We start from the raw sequence: 15,062 nt of genomic DNA, 5'->3' as shown, positions 1-15,062 counted from the left end.
TCATGAACGCCCTGTAGAGGGCTGACCGCCACGCCGCCCCGACCCCGGTCCGGGCGGCGTCCGGGCGGGGCTGCGGTTCTCCGGGTTGACGCAGCCCCTGCCTCCCCCCCCCTCCGCCGTCAGAAGGTCCGACGCACCCGCACCTGCACGAAGGTGCGCGGGTCGATCTCGCGGGTCTCGACGAAGTCGATCCGGCGCGAGGTGCGGTCGGCATAGACCTCGCGGAAGGTGACGAAGTCGTCCCACAGGTTCAGCTGGGCCCGGATCGCCCAGGCCGCCGCCGGCTTGTACTCGGCCCACAGCTCGACATAGTCGCGGCCGCGGAAGCCCGAGGTCTGGTCCGGGTCGTACGAGGTGTTGCCCAGCAGCGGGATCCAGGCGGCGCCCCACTGCAGCCGCCAGCGCTCGATGTCCTGCTGCACCGAGATCACCGCCTGGCTGCGGCGCAGGCCCGAGATCGGCCGGATCTCCCCCGTGGTCGGGTCGGTGACCTCCGAGTGGTTCCAGGTGTTGCGGAAGCCGAACTGGCCGCCGCTGAAGCCGATCCGGTCCAGCGGCACGACCAGGTTGACGGTCAGCTGGTCGAGGGTCCCGTCGCCGATGTTGCCCACCGCCGACAGGCCGCCGTCCAGCGGCAGGCCGTCGATGACGTCACGGATCTCGTCCCGCCGCAGGGTGATGGCGACGATGCCGTCCTCGAGGAAGCGCCGCTCCAGCGCCAGCTCGGCCACCCAGCGCTGCTCCGGCTCGAGGTCGACATTGCCGCCGAACACGGTGTCGTCCTCCAGCTCGGCCGAGGCGGCGAAGTCGTCGAAGTCCAGCTGGCCGACCTCGCGCTCCAGCCGCAGCCGCACCTGGGTGCGGGCCATGGGCGTCCAGGTCGCCAGCACCCGGGGCTTGGCGTAGTAGAGGGTCTTCTCGGCGTCGGCGTCGCCAGACTGGCGGATGGTCGAGGCTTCCAGCCGCAGCCCGCCCTCCAGCGTCAGGTCCGTGCGCGGCCGCCAGGTGGCGCGGGCGAACACCTCGCCGCGGGTTTCCTCGACCTTGATCTGGTCCGACGGCAGGGGCACCGCCACCCCGCCGACGGTGAAGGCCTGGTCGACCTCCAGCATGTTGTAGGCGACCTCGGCCCCGGTCTCGTAGCTGAGGGTCGGGCTGCGCTCGATCTGCAGCAGCGAGCGCAGGATGGTCTCGCCGGACTCGTCCGTGGCGGCAAAGCGCTGCTCCGGGCCCGCCACCCCCGCCACGCGGCTGGTCCCGATGGCGACGCTCTCGGACGTCCCGAACTCGTGGATGAAGCGGGTCTCGCTGGTCAGGCCCGGCCGCAGGTCCCGGGTGTAGACGGCGCCGATCTCGCCGGAGTCGCCCTCCCAGTCGAAGCGGCTGGCGCGCAGGACGTCGTCCCCGGTCAGCCGGGTCTCCTCGTGGTAGTCGTTGACGCCGAGGCGGGCGGTCAGGTCGATGCGCCCGCCCAGCAGCGGCCCGGCGTAGTTGCCGCGCACCGAGGTTCCGCCGCCGTACTCGTCGTTCCAGACGGCTTCCCGGCGCAGCACCGCGCCCGCGGCATTGCGCCGGGTCGAGACGCCCGCGCCATTGGCGTCGCTGGTGCTGACCCCGTCGGACAGGGTCACGCCCCAGCTGCGCTCGCCGTTGCGCGCCGTGAACTGGTAGCGCGCCGCCACCATGTCCCGGGCCTCGCCCTCGAACAGGAAGGGGGTGACCTCGAGCACATGCTGGCGGCTGGCCTCGTCCCGGAGGACGACGTTCACCACCACCGCATAGCCCTGCATGTCGATGCCCGGGGCGCCGCCGCGGATCAGCTCGATGCGCTCGACCTGACGGGCCAGGGTGCGGTTCAGCACCGCCGAGCCGCTGTCGTTCTTGGAGGCCGGGCGGGCGCCGTTGACCAGCACATTGCCGACCGCGCCCTCGAAACCGCGACTGCCGTCGCCGTCCTCCACCGAGAAGCCGGGGATGCGCTCGACCATGTCCAGGGCGGTGTTCGGTTGCTGGGCGGCGAAGAAGTCCGGGGTGAAGACCAGCACGCCCTGGCCGGCGTCGGTCGCGGCGACGGGGGTCGCCTCCTGGGCCAGGGCGGGGCCTGCCGCGGCGGCCAGCAGGCCCACGACGGCCACGCTGGCGAACAGGACGGTCCTCGTGGACGAACGTGGCGGCATCAGGCGTCTCCCTCTCCTGGGCGGGACAGGTGACGGGCTCCGACGCCGCAGGCCAGTTACAAGCCGGACAGGTGGATTACTTCGCCGTCAAGATTCCACTTTCTCCGGCCCTTCCAACAGCTTGCTCCGGGACTGGAGGTCCACGACCGGGGGCGCCGGCGACGTCAGCCGCGGACGTGCGCGGCGCCCGCGGCGGAGACTCCGCTTGACTCCCGCCGTCTCCCCGGCGGCATATATGAGAACAAAAGATGAACACAAGGACCCGCTGTGCCCGCCCCCGCCCCGTTCCTCGTCCCCGCCCCGGACGCCCCGACGCCGGTCCCCGCCCCGGATCTGGCCGGACTGCGCGCCCGGCTGGCGGGGCTGGAGCCGCGGGCGCAGTCGCCCGGCGACGGCTTCGGCCCGGCCTGGCCGGGGCTGGACCCGCGGCTGGGCCGGCTGCGGCGCGACGCCCTGCACGAGGTGCGGGCGGCCGAGCCGCGCCATGCGGTGGCGGCGGCCGGCTTCGGCCTGGGGCTGGCCTGTCTGGCGCGGGGACACACGCCCGGGCCGCTGGTCTGGGTGCTGGAGACCCGGGCCGAGGCCGAGATCGGGGCCTTGTACGGCCCCGGGCTGCAGGCCTGGGGGCTGGACCCGGCCGAGGTCCTGCTGGTGCGGGCGCCCCGGCCCGAGGCCCTGCTCGCCGCCGGGGAGGAGGCGCTGCGCAGCGGCGCGGCCGGGGCGGTGCTGATGACGGCCTGGGGCGACAGCCGCGCCTTCAGCCTGACCGCCAGCCGACGGCTGGCGCTGGCGGCGGCGGCGGGCGGAAGCGCCGGCCTGCTGGTGCGGGCCGGGCTGGCGGCGGACGCCCCCGACGGGACCAGCGCCGCCGAGAGCCGCTGGCGCCTCCGGCCCGCGCCCTCGACCGCCCCGCCAACCCCGGGCCCGCCCCCGCCGCTGGGGCTGGCCGAGCGGGTCCCGGGCCGCCCCGCCTTCCGCGCGGCCCTGTTTCGCAGCCGCGCCGGCGTCGCCCCGGCGGAATGGATCATGGAGTGGGATCGTGCCGCGCGCGCCTTCGTCGCCCCGACGCCATCTGGCGGTCTGGTTTCCCTTCCTGCCGACCGACCGGCAGGCCTGGCCCGTCGTCCGGAGCGGGGCCCGGAGCGTCGCCGCGTCGCCTGAAACGGCGCCGGAGACCCCGCCCGAGGCGCTGGTCGCCCGGGTCGGCGGGGCCCTGCGGCTGGCGGCGGTGACCGCCGAGACCCTGGCCCAGGGCCTGACCCCCGGCCTGACCCTGGCCGACGCCCGGGCCCGCGCCCCCGGCCTGCGCGTCGCCGACCATGACCCGGCCGGCGACGCCGCCGCCCTCGACCGGATCCTCGCCGACTTCGGCCGCTTCAGCCCGATGGTCGCCCTCGACCCGCCGCACGGCCTGGCGCTGGACGTGACCGGCTGCGCCCATCTGTTCGGCGGCGAGGCGGGGCTGGTCGCCGCCGTGGCCGCGCGCAGCGCGCGCTGGCGGCTGACCGCGCGCACCGCCCTGGCCCGCACGCCGCAGACCGCCCGCGCCCTGGCCCGCTTCGGCCCCGGCGGCATCGTCGCCCCGGGCGGGGACGCCGCCGCGGTCGCCGCCCTGCCGGCGGCGGCGCTGGAGCTGGACCCGCGCGACCTGCAGGCCCTGCGCCGCGCCGGCCTGACCACCGTCGGCGCCGTCGACCGGCGCCCGCGCGCCGCCCTCGCCGCCCGCTTCGGCCCCGGCCTGCCGGTACGCCTGGACCAGCTGGCCGGCCGCATTGACGTGCGCCTGACGCCGCACCGGCCGCCGCCGCCGGTGCGGGTCGACCGGGTGCTGGCCGAACCGATCACCGGCGAGGACCAGGTGCTGGCGGTGCTGGCCGACCTGCTGGGCGACGCGGCCCGGGCGCTGGAGGCCCGCGGCGAGGGGGCGCGGCGGGTCGCCCTGACCCTCTACCGGGTCGACGGCGCGACCCGCACGGTGCGGCTGGCCACGGCCCGGCCCGGGCGCGACCCGACCGCCCTGCTGCGCCTGTTCCGCGAGCGGCTGGCGGCCCTGGCCACGCCGCTGGAGGCCGGTTTCGGCTTCGAGCAGCTGAGCCTCGCGGCGGAGGCGACCGCGCCGCTGGCGCCGACCCAGGCCGAGGCCGGACTGGGCCTCGAGGCGCCGGCCGCCGACCCGGCCGCCCTCGCCGCCCTCGTCGACCGGCTCAGCGCCCGGCTGGGGCCCGGGGCGGTGCTGCGGCTGGAGCCGGTGTCGGCCCATCTGCCCGAGCGGGCGGTGCGGCTGCGTCCGGCCCTGGCCCCCGCCGGCCCTGCGGCCGACCCGGCCGCGGAGGACGAAGAGGGGGACGACGCGCCCGAGAATCCGCCCGGCCGGCCGCTGCAGCTGTTCGACCCGCCCCAGCCGGTCGAGGCCACCGCCCTGGCCCCTGACGGCCCGCCGGCCGCCTTCCGCTGGCGCCGGGTGACCCATCGCATCGTCCGCGCCGAGGGGCCGGAGCGCATCGCCCCCGAGTGGTGGCGCACGCCGCGGGCCCGGGCGCGCGACTACTACCGCGTCGAGGACGAGGAGGGCCGCCGCTTCTGGCTGTTCCGGGCCGGGGCCTATGGCGGCACCCCGCCGCCGCGCTGGTATGTGCACGGCCTGTTCGCATGAACGGCGGCCAGCCCCCTCCCCCTGAGCCCCCTGCCTATGCCGAGCTGGTGGCGGCCAGTCACTTCTCCTTCCTGCGCGGGGCCTCCTCGCCGGGCCGGATGGTGCTGACCGCCCTGCTGCGCGGCCATACCGGCCTGGGGCTGGCGGACCGCAACACCGTGGCCGGGGTGGTGCGCGCCTGGAGCGCGCTGAAGGCCCTGCGCGCCGACGGCTGGACCCCGCCCGAAGCGCTGCGGATCGGCGGCGGCCCGGGCGAGATCGCCTGGCGCGAGGACCCGATCAACGACGCCGCCCTCAGCGCCCTGGTGCAGCAGCGGGCCGAACGCTTCCGTCTGCTGACCGGGGCGCGGCTGGTGTTCGCGGACCAGACACCCGACGTCGTGGCCTATGCCGAGGACCGGGCCGGCTGGGGCCGGCTGACGCGGCTGCTGACCCTGGGCTCGCGCCGGGCCCGCAAGGGCGAGTGCCATCTCACCCTCGCCGATCTCGAGGCCCACGCCGACGACCTGCTGCTGATCGTTGTGCCGCCGCGGCGACCGGAGGGGCTGGAGGCCACGCTCGACCGGCTGCAGGCGGTGCGGCCCGGGGCGGTCTGGCTGGGCGCCGCCATGCACCGCCGCGGCGACGACCGGCGCCGGCTCGACCGGCTGGCCGGGCTGGCGCAGGCGACCGGCGCGCCCCTGCTGGCCATGAACGACGCCCTCTATCACGACCCGGCCGAGCGCGACCTGCAGGATGTGCTGACCTGCATCCGCGAGGGGGTGACGATCGAGACCGCCGGCCGCCGGCTGCTGGTCAACGCCGAGCGCCACCTCAAGGCCCCGGCGGAGATGGCGCGCCTGTTCGCCGATGCGCCGGACGCCCTGGCCGAGACGCAGAGCCTGCTGGCCCGCGCCCGCTTCGACCTGGGCGAGCTGCGCTACGCCTATCCGGACGAGCCGGTCCCGCCCGGCCAGACGCCGCAGGGCTGGCTGGAGACCCTGGTCGCGCGCCACGCCGCGCGTCGCTATCCGGACGGGGTTCCGGACAAGGTGGCGACGATCCTGCAGAAGGAGCTGGCCTTCATCGGCGAGCGGGCGCTGGCGCCCTATTTCCTGACCATCCACGACATCGTGCGCGAAGCCGACAACCGCGGCATCCTGTGTCAGGGGCGCGGCTCGGCGGCCAATTCGGCGGTCTGCTACGTGCTGGGCATCACCAGCGTCGACCCGGCGTCGCACGACCTGCTGTTCGAGCGCTTCCTGTCGGCCGACCGCAACGAGCCGCCGGACATCGACGTCGACTTCGAGCACGAGCGGCGCGAGGAGATCATCCAGTACATCTACGGCCGCTACGGCCGCAACCGGGCCGGCATCGCCGCCACCGTGATCCGCTACCGCCCGCGCAGCGCCATCCGCGAGGTCGGCAAGGCGCTGGGCCTGACCGAGGACGTCACCGCCCGGCTGGCCTCGACCCAGTGGGGCAGCTGGGGCTCGGCCCTGCCGGACAGCCTGGTCGAGCAGGCCGGCATGGACCCGGCCAATCCGGTGATCCGCCGCGCCCTCGACATGGCCTCGCGCCTGCTCGGCTTTCCGCGCCACCTGTCACAGCACGTCGGCGGCTTCATCCTGACCCGCGGCCGGCTGGACGAGCTGGTCCCCATCGGCAACGCCGCCATGCCGGACCGCACCTTCATCGAGTGGGACAAGGACGACATCGACGAACTCGGCCTGATGAAGGTCGATATCCTCGCGCTCGGCATGCTGACCTGCATCCGCAAGGCTCTGGACCTGATGCGGGATCACCAGGGCGTCGACCTTGAGCTGCATACCGTCCCGGCCGAGCAGCCCGACGTCTATGACATGCTGTGCCGGGGCGACTCGCTGGGCGTCTTCCAGGTCGAGAGCCGGGCCCAGATCAACATGCTGCCGCGGCTGCGCCCGCGCGAGTTCTACGACCTGGTGATCCAGGTGGCGATCGTCCGCCCCGGGCCGATCCAGGGCGACATGGTCCACCCCTATCTGCGCCGGCGCGGCGGCAAGGAGCCCGTCGTCTACGCCGCCCCCGGCCCGCCGCACGACCCGGACGAGCTGAAGAAGGTGCTGTCGCGCACCCTCGGCGTGCCCCTGTTCCAGGAGCAGGCCATGAAGGTGGCCATGGTCGCCGCCGAGTTCAGCGAGAAGGAGGCCAACGGCCTGCGCAAGGCCATGGGCACCTTCCGCGGCGACGGCGCCCTGCACACCTACGAGGACCGCATGGTCGGGCGCATGATCGCCCGCGGCTACGACCCGGACTTCGCCCGCCGCTGCTTCGACCAGATCAAGGGTTTCGGCTCCTATGGCTTCCCCGAGAGCCACGCCGCCAGCTTCGCCCGGCTGGTCTATGTCTCCAGCTACATCAAGTGTCGCCACCCGGCGGCCTTCGCCTGCGCCCTGCTCAACAGCCAGCCGATGGGCTTCTACGCCCCGGCCCAGATCGTCCGCGACGCCCGCGACCACGGGGTCGAGGTGCGGCCGATCGATGTCGGCGCCTCGGCCTGGGACAATACGCTGGAAGGCCCCGGCGCCGCCCCGGCCCTGCGGCTGGGCCTGCGCCAGATCGACGGCTTCCGTCAGGACTGGGCCGAGGCCCTGGTCGCGGCCCGCGGGGCGGCGCCGTTCGGCTCGGTCGAGGGCCTGAGGCGCCGCGCGCAGCTGCCGGTGGCGGCCCTGCGCAAGCTGGCCGACGCCGACGCCTTCCGCTCGCTGGGGCTGGACCGGCGCGAGGCCCTGTGGGCGGTGCGCCGCCTGCCCGACGACGACCCCCTGCCGCTGTTCGCCGCCGCCCGCGCCCGCGAGCTGGGCGAGGAGCCCGACGCCGAGCTGCCGCGCATGGGGCTGGGCGAGCATGTGGCGGCCGACTACCAGACCACCCGGCTGTCGCTGAAGGCCCACCCCATGGCCCTGCTGCGCCCCCTGTTCCGGGCCGAGGGCCGGCTGACCTGCGCCGAGGTCGAGGCGCGCCGCTCCGGCGCCCGGGTGCGCACCGCCGGAGTGGTGCTGGTGCGCCAGCGCCCCGGGAACGGCAACGCCATCTTCGTCACCCTCGAGGACGAGACCGGGGTCACCAACCTGGTCCTGTGGGTGCGCACCTTCGAGGCCTGGCGCCGCGAGGTCATGGCCGCCCGGCTGCTGGGGGTCGAGGGGGTGGTGGAGAAGAGTCCCGAAGGGGTGGTGCACCTGATGGCCGACCGGCTGGAGGACCGCACCGCCGAGCTGGCCCGCCTGTCCGAGGCCCACGCCCCGGTGATCCAGCTCTCGGGAGCCGACGAATTCGTCAAGCCGCAGCACCCGCGCAACCTGCGCATCCTGCCCGGATCGCGGGACTTCCACTGAGCCGGACGCCCCGCCACGGACGGTTCATAAGTGAAATCTCTTTTATCTATTGCAAGGGCGCGCTTGACTCTCGGGGGCGGCGCGGGCCTCCTTGACCCAGGGCCGCAGCGACAGACGGCCAGCCTCCGGCGGCCGACCGCCGGGACGCGTCACAGGGAGCCGAAGATGCCAGGGAACGCCCGACGGGAGCGCCGCTCATGAGGCCGTCGCGCCGCGGCCTGTTCCGCCTGTCCGCCGCCGGGGCCGCCCTGTCGGCCCTGCCCGCCGCCGCCGTCGCGGCGGAGACGGCGGGCCCCGCCCCGCGCCTGCGCGCCCGGCTCGACGCCGGCTGGCGCTTCGCCCTCGGCCACGCCCAGGACCCGGCCCGTGACTTCGACTTCGGCGCCGACCAGCGCACCTACGCCAAGGCCGGGATGCGAGTGGCGACGGCCGCCGCCGCCGACTTCGACGACAGCGGCTGGACCGCCGTGCAGCTGCCGCACGACTGGGCCATCGACCTGCCGTTCGTGCCCAATCCGGCGCCCCCGCCCCCCGGCGAGGACGACCCCAAGGCGGCGCACGGGTTCAAGCCGCTGGGCCGCGAGCATCCGGCCACCAGCGTCGGCTGGTACCGCCGCACCCTCGACCTGCCCGAGGCCCTCGCCGGCCGCCGCCTGTCGCTGGAGTTCGACGGCGCCTTCCGCGACGTGGTGGTGCTGCTCAACGGCTTCATCGTCCACGAGCACGAGGGCGGCTACACCCCCTTCCGCGTCGACATCACCGATGTCGCCCAGCCGGGCCCCAACGTCCTGACCGTGCGGGTCGACGCCAGCCTCGGCGAGGGCTGGTTCTACGAGGGCGCCGGCCTCTATCGCCACGTCTGGCTGACAGCCACCGACCCGGTGCACATCCCGCAGTGGGGGGTGGTGGTGCGCGCCGCCCCCGAGGGCGAGGGAGCCCGCGCCCCGGTCGAGGTGACCCTCGCCAACCAGGCCGACCCTGACGTTGACGGCCGCGTCGCCCTGTCGGTGATCGACGCAGACGGGGCCACGGTGGCCGCGGGCGAGGTCGCGACGCGCCTGCCCGGCTGGGGCGAGGCGACGGTCGCCGCCACCCTCGCCTGGGACCGCGCCCGCCTGTGGTCGACCACCGCGCCGCACCTCTACCGGCTGGTGGCCGAGGTGCGCGTCGGCGACCGGCTGACGGACCGCTACGAACAGCCCTTCGGGGTGCGCACCGCCGTGTTCGACGCGGCCCGCGGCTTCTTCCTCAACGGCCAGCCGCTGAAGCTGCTCGGGGCCTGCTGCCACCAGGACCACGCCGGGGTCGGCGCCGCCATCCCCGACCGGCTGCAGGTCTGGCGGCTGGAGCAGCTCAAGGAGATGGGCTGCAACGCCTATCGGGCCTCCCACAATCCGCCGACGCCGGAGCTGCTCGACGCCTGCGACGCCATGGGCATCCTCGTCATCGACGAGACCCGGCGCATGTCCTCGGACCGCGCGGCCCTCGCCGAGCTGGAGACCCTGGTGCGGCGCGACCGCAACCACCCCTCGGTCATCGCCTGGTCGATCGGCAACGAGGAGCAGGCCATCCAGGGCAACGCCCGCGGGGCCCGCATCGCCCGTACCATGGTGCGTCTGGTGCGCCGCCTTGACCCGACCCGGCCGACCACGGCGGCGCTGGACCAGAGCTTCGGCGACGGCGTCTCCCCCGTGGTCGACCTGCTGGGCTTCAACTACCGCACCCATCTGATGGAGGGCTATCACGCCCGGGTCCCGACCCAGCCGATCTACGGCAGCGAGACCGGCAGCACGGTGCAGACCCGCGGCGAGTACATCCGCGACGACGCCCGCCACATCGTGCCGGCCTATGACACGGAGCACCCCTGGTGGGCCTCCACCGCGGAGGCCTGGTGGACCCTCGCGGCCGAGCGCCCCTACATCGCCGGCGGCTTCATCTGGACCGGCTTCGACTACCGGGGCGAGCCGACGCCGTTCAACCGCTGGCCCAGCGTCGCCTCCTACTTCGGCGCCATGGATTCCTGCGGCTTTCCCAAGGACAACTACTGGTACTACCGCGCCTGGTGGCGGCCCGAGCCGCTGGTGCACCTGTTCCCGCACTGGAACTGGGAGGACCGCGCCGGCGAGACTATCCCGGTCTGGGTCCACGCCAATGTCGACCGGGTCGAGCTGTTCCTGAACGGCCGCTCCCTCGGGGCGAAGGACGTGGTGCGCAACCGCCATCTGGCCTGGGACGTGGTCTGGGAGCCCGGCGTGATCGAGGCGCGCGGCACGCTGAACGGCCGCGCCCTGCCGCCGGTGCGGCGCGAGACCGCCGGGCCGGCGGCGCGGCTGGCCCTCACCGCCGACCGCACCCGCCTGACCGCCGATCGCCGCGACCTGGCCATGCTCAAGGTCGAGGTGTTCGACGCCCGCGGCCGCCCGGTCCCGCGCGCCGCCGTCCCCGTCACCTTCGAGGTCGAGGGTCCCGGCCGCATCCTCGGCGTCGGCAACGGCGATCCGACCAGCCACGAGCCCGACCGCGCCAGCCGGCGCCTGACCTTCAACGGCCTGTGCCAGGCCATCCTCCAGACCACAACCGATGCGGGCCCGATCCGCGTGGTCGCCACGGCCCCGGGCCTGCGCCCCGGCCGCCTCACCCTGCAGTCCACCGCCGAGACCTGACGATGCTCCGTTCCCTGACCGCCGCCGCCCTCACCGCCGCCCTGCTCGTCGCGACCCCCGGCCAGGCGCAGGAGGTCCCGCGCTTCTACTTCGGCGCGGACCTGTCTTACGTGAACGAGATGGAGGCCTGCGGGGCCGGCTACCGGCTGAACGGCCAGGCGCGCGACCCCTACGAGATCTTCGCAGAGACGGGCCACAATCTGGTCCGTGTGCGGCTGTGGCACGACGCGGAGTGGACGGACTACTCCGACCTGCCCGACGTCAAGGCGACGATCCGCCGGGCCCGGGCGGCGGGCATGCAGGTGCTGCTCGACTTCCACTATTCCGACGAGTGGGCCGACGGCGACAAGCAGATCGTGCCCAGGGCCTGGCGTCACCTCCGCGACGACGTCCCGGCCCTGTCGCAGGCCGTCTACGACTACACCCGCGCCGTGCTGGCCGAGCTCGAGGCCGAGGGGCTGATGCCCGAGATGGTCCAGGTCGGCAACGAGACCAATCTCGAGGTCATGGGCGAGCTGGACTGGAAGGAAACCCGCGGCGGCATCGACTGGGCCCGCAACGCCGCCCTGCTCAACGCCGGCATCCGGGCCGTGCGCGAGGCCGGCGCGGCCAGCGCCATCAACCCCCGCATCATGCTGCACATCGCCCAGCCGGAGAACGTCGAGCCCTGGTTCGCCGCGGCGGCCGAGGCCGGCCTGACCGACTTCGACCTGATCGGCATCAGCTATTACCGCAAGTGGTCGAGCCAGGATCTCGCCGGGCTGGAGGCCACCCTGCGCCGCCTCGACGCCGCCTACGAGGCCGAGGTGATCGTGGTCGAGACCTCCTATCCCTTCACCACCGACAGCGCCGACGCCGCCCTGAACCTGCTCGGCGAGGACACCCTGCTGCCGGAGTATCCGGCCACGGAGGAGGGCCAGCTGCGCTACATGACCGACATCACCCAGCTGGTCATCGACGCCGGCGGCGTGGGGGTCGTCTACTGGGAGCCGGCCTGGGTCTCGACCGGCTGCAGCACCCGCTGGGGCCAGGGCTCCCACTGGGAGAACGCCACCTTCTTCGACTGGCGCCGCGGCAATGAGCTGACCGCCGCCGGCCGCTGGGCCCAGGTCGACTACCGCTGGCCGGAGACGCCGCGCGACTGACCGCCCGCGCCGTGCGTTAGTCTCCGGACTTCCCCTGTCCCGGAGACCCGCCATGACCCTGCGCCTGCCCGTCTTCTACGGCTCCTACCGCCGCGACCGCCTCGGCATCCGCCTGGCCGACTACACCGTCCGCCAGATGCGGGCGCGCGGCCATGACAGCGAACTGATCGACGCCCGCGCGGTCGGCCTGCCCATGCTCGACCGCATGTACAAGGAGCACGCCCCGGGCGAGGCCCCGCCGGCGATGGAGGCCCTGGCCGAAACCCTGCGCACCGCGGACGGCTTCCTGTTCGTGGTCGGGGAGTACAACTGGGGCGTCCAGCCGGGCCTGAAGAACCTGACCGACCACTTTCTCGAGGAGTGGTTCTGGCGACCCGCCGGCGTGCTCAGCTACTCCGCCGGCCGGCTGGGCGGGGCCCGCGCCAACCTCGCCTGGCGCGGCATCCTCAACGAGATGGGCATGGTCACCGCCCCGAGCGCCGTGACCGTCGGCGGCATCGCCGGCGCCCTCGACGCCGACGGCCAGCCGCAGGGCGAGGGCGGCGCGGCGCTGGACAAGAGCTTCCCCCGCTTCGCCGACGAGTTCGAATGGTGGTGCCGCGCCGCCGCCGCGGCCCGCAAGAGCGACCCCGTCCCCTACTGAGCCCCTCTGCCCCGGAACGGTGACGCCGGCCCTTTATCGCGATTGACTCTGCGAGTCGTTCGCATATAAGCGGCCACCTCAGTCAGTCAGGGGATCCCCATGCGTCACCTCCGCCTCGGCGCCGTCGCCGCGTCCGCTCTCGTCCTGCCCGCCCTCGCCCTGCCTGGCATGGCCTTCGCCGGCGAGCCGGGCGTTGACCCGTCCGCGTCGGACCCGGTCACGGTGCGCGAGGTGGTGGTCACCGCCACCCGCACCGCGCAGGACCCGATCGAGGCGCCGGCGACGGTCAGCGTGACGACGCAGCAGGAGATCGAGGACGGGCTGTTCACCGACATCAAGGATCTGGTCCGTTACGAGCCGGGCGTCTCGGTGCGCAGCTCGCCGGCGCGCTTCGGCGCCGCCTCGGGCTCGACCGGCCGCGACGGCAACGCCGGCTTCAACATCCGCGGCCTCGAGGGCAACCGGGTGCTGATCCAGGTCGACGGGGTGCGCCTGCCTGACGCCTTCCTGTTCGGGCCCCAGGCCGTGGGCCGCGGCGACTATGTCGACCTCGGCCTGCTGAAGTCGGTGGAGATCCTGCGCGGCCCGGCCTCGGCCCTGTACGGCAGCGACGGCGTCGCCGGCGCGGTCAGCTTCATCACCCAGGACCCGGCCGACCTGTTGAGCGGCGACCAGGCCATCGGGGCCCGCGCCCGGGTCGGCTACGCCTCGGCCGACGAGAGCACCTCCACCGGCCTGACCCTGGCCGGCCGCGCCGGCGCCTGGTCGGCCATGCTGGCCTGGACCGGCCGCGATGGCTCGGAGCAGGAGACGCAAGGGACCGACGAGTCGGAGGACGCCCGCCGCACCGCCGCCAACCCGCAGGCGGTCAGCGCCGACAGCTGGCTGGGCAAGCTGGTGTTCCAGCCCAGCGCCGCCCACCGCTTCCGCCTCACCGCCGAACAGCAGGACCGCGAGGTTCTCACCGAGGTGTTCAGCGGCCGCGCCGCCCCGGTCGCCGCCCCGGCGGTGTTGCCGACCACGGCGGTGATCGACCTCGACGCCCGCGACACCACCGAACGCACCCGCCTCGCCCTCGACCACCAGTGGCGCCCGGCTTCGGGCCCGGTCGAGGAGACCCATCTGACCGTCTATCACCAGGACGCCGAGGTGGTGCAGTTCGCCGCCGAGGACCGCAACGGCGCCGCCGACCGCACCCGGCTGAACACCTTCCACAGCGAGGTCGTGGGCTTCAGCGGCCAGGCCCGCCTGGGCTTCGACGCGCTGGGCGTGCGCCACCGCATCACCATCGGGGTCGACGCCTCCGAGACGACCCAGGAGGGCATCCGCGACGGGACCGTGCCGCCGTTCGGCGAGACCTTCCCCGGCCGGCCCTTCCCGCTCACCGACTACCGCCTCGCGGGGGTCTTCATCCAGGACGAGATCCGTCTGCTCGACGGCCGCCTGACCCTCTATCCAGCCCTGCGCTACGACGCCTTCGAGGTCGAGCCGAAGGCGGACGCCCTCTATGTCGGGGCCACCGAGTCCACCCGCGACAGCCGCCTGACCCCGCGCATCGGCGCGGTGTACTGGGCCACCCCGGTGCTGGGCCTGTTCGCCAACTATGGCGAAGGCTTCCGCGCGCCGGCCCCGTCGGAGGTCAACAACGGCTTCTCCAACCCCTCCTCGGGCTACATCTCGGTCTCCAACCCGAACCTCGAGCCGGAGACCAGCCGGACCTGGGAGGCCGGGGTCCGTCTGCGCGACCTGCAGCTGGGCGGCGCCCGGGTCCGCGGCAGCGCCACGGTCTTTTCGGGCGAGTACGAGAACTTCATCGAGCAGGTGATGCTCAGCCGGCCCTTCCCGACCGCCTGCGGGACCTTCGCCCTGTGCTTCCAGTATGTGAACCTCGCCGAGGTCGAGATCCGCGGCTTCGAGGGCCGCATCGACGCCGACTGGGACAGCGGTCTCGGTTTCACCGCCGCCGTGTCGAGCGCCGAGGGCGAGCAGGTGCGCAACGGCGTCAGCCTGCCGCTGGACAGCGTTGATCCGCCCAAGCTGGTCGCCGGCCTGCGCTACCGCGCCCCGTCGGGCCGGTTCGGCGGCCAGCTGTCGGCCACCCATTCGGCGCAGAAGGACGCCCGCGACGTGGGCGGAACCTGCACCCCGGGCGGGACCCGCGCGGCCTGCTGGCGCCCGGACGCCTTCACCGTGCTGGACGCCACCGCCTGGATCGACCTGACCGGGCAGGCGACCCTGCGCGTCGGCGCCTTCAACCTGACCGACGAGACCTACGCCTGGTGGAGCGACGTGCGCGGCCTCGGCGCCAGCTCGACCGTGCTCGACGCCTGGACCCAGCCGGGCCGGAATTTCAGCGCCTCGCTGGTGTTCCGCTACTAGGTATTTCGATCTAAGAATGCGACTACGTCGCAGACTCGTTCTCAAGAGA

The 15,062-nt window shown here is 74.1% G+C and carries 8 protein-coding genes; 7 read left to right on the top strand and 1 reads right to left on the bottom strand.

All coding sequences use genetic code 11. From position 1 onward, the window contains the following. Positions 1-119: 119 nt before the first annotated feature. Complete coding sequence (locus VGN74_RS09415) at positions 120-2,177, bottom strand: TonB-dependent receptor plug domain-containing protein (RefSeq protein WP_327447452.1); 2,058 nt, start codon at positions 2,175-2,177, stop codon at positions 120-122. A 267-nt stretch (positions 2,178-2,444) separates the two neighbouring features. Between VGN74_RS09415 and VGN74_RS09410 the strand changes: the two genes are divergently transcribed. The 7 genes from VGN74_RS09410 to VGN74_RS09380 all read left to right on the top strand — a co-directional run bounded on the left by VGN74_RS09410 (position 2,445) and on the right by VGN74_RS09380 (position 15,013). After that, a complete protein-coding gene (locus VGN74_RS09410) occupies positions 2,445-3,338 on the top strand; it encodes a hypothetical protein (RefSeq protein WP_327447450.1) in 894 nt (297 codons plus the stop codon). Positions 3,339-3,405: 67 nt separating this feature from the next. Next, positions 3,406-4,830 (top strand): Y-family DNA polymerase, encoded by a 1,425-nt coding sequence (locus VGN74_RS09405; protein ID WP_414643541.1) that lies wholly within the window; start codon positions 3,406-3,408, stop codon positions 4,828-4,830. Next, the gene (locus VGN74_RS09400; RefSeq protein ID WP_327447448.1) at positions 4,827-8,183 is read left to right on the top strand and encodes an error-prone DNA polymerase; all 3,357 of its coding nucleotides are present in this window, start codon (positions 4,827-4,829) and stop codon (positions 8,181-8,183) included. The genes VGN74_RS09405 and VGN74_RS09400 overlap by 4 nt, the downstream gene beginning before the upstream one ends. A 197-nt stretch (positions 8,184-8,380) precedes the next feature. After that, positions 8,381-10,846 (top strand): beta-galactosidase GalA, encoded by a 2,466-nt coding sequence (gene galA / locus VGN74_RS09395; RefSeq protein WP_327447446.1) that lies wholly within the window; start codon positions 8,381-8,383, stop codon positions 10,844-10,846. 2 nt (positions 10,847-10,848) lie between these two features. Beyond that, positions 10,849-11,991, top strand: coding sequence for a glycoside hydrolase family 53 protein (locus tag VGN74_RS09390; RefSeq protein WP_327447444.1), 1,143 nt, complete (start codon positions 10,849-10,851; stop codon positions 11,989-11,991). A 52-nt stretch (positions 11,992-12,043) separates the two neighbouring features. Next, positions 12,044-12,634, top strand: coding sequence for an NADPH-dependent FMN reductase (locus VGN74_RS09385; protein WP_327447442.1), 591 nt, complete (start codon positions 12,044-12,046; stop codon positions 12,632-12,634). 99 nt (positions 12,635-12,733) lie between these two features. Continuing rightward, on the top strand, positions 12,734-15,013 hold the full coding sequence (locus VGN74_RS09380; RefSeq protein WP_327447440.1) for a TonB-dependent hemoglobin/transferrin/lactoferrin family receptor: 2,280 nt from the start codon (positions 12,734-12,736) through the stop codon (positions 15,011-15,013). The last annotated feature ends 49 nt before the right edge of the window (positions 15,014-15,062 follow it).

It is taken from the genome of Brevundimonas sp., from assembly GCF_035998205.1.
Taxonomy (GTDB): Bacteria; Pseudomonadota; Alphaproteobacteria; order Caulobacterales; family Caulobacteraceae; genus Brevundimonas.
The sequence above is the reverse complement of the archived record's forward strand: the minus strand, read 5'-3'. Positions and strand labels throughout refer to the sequence as shown.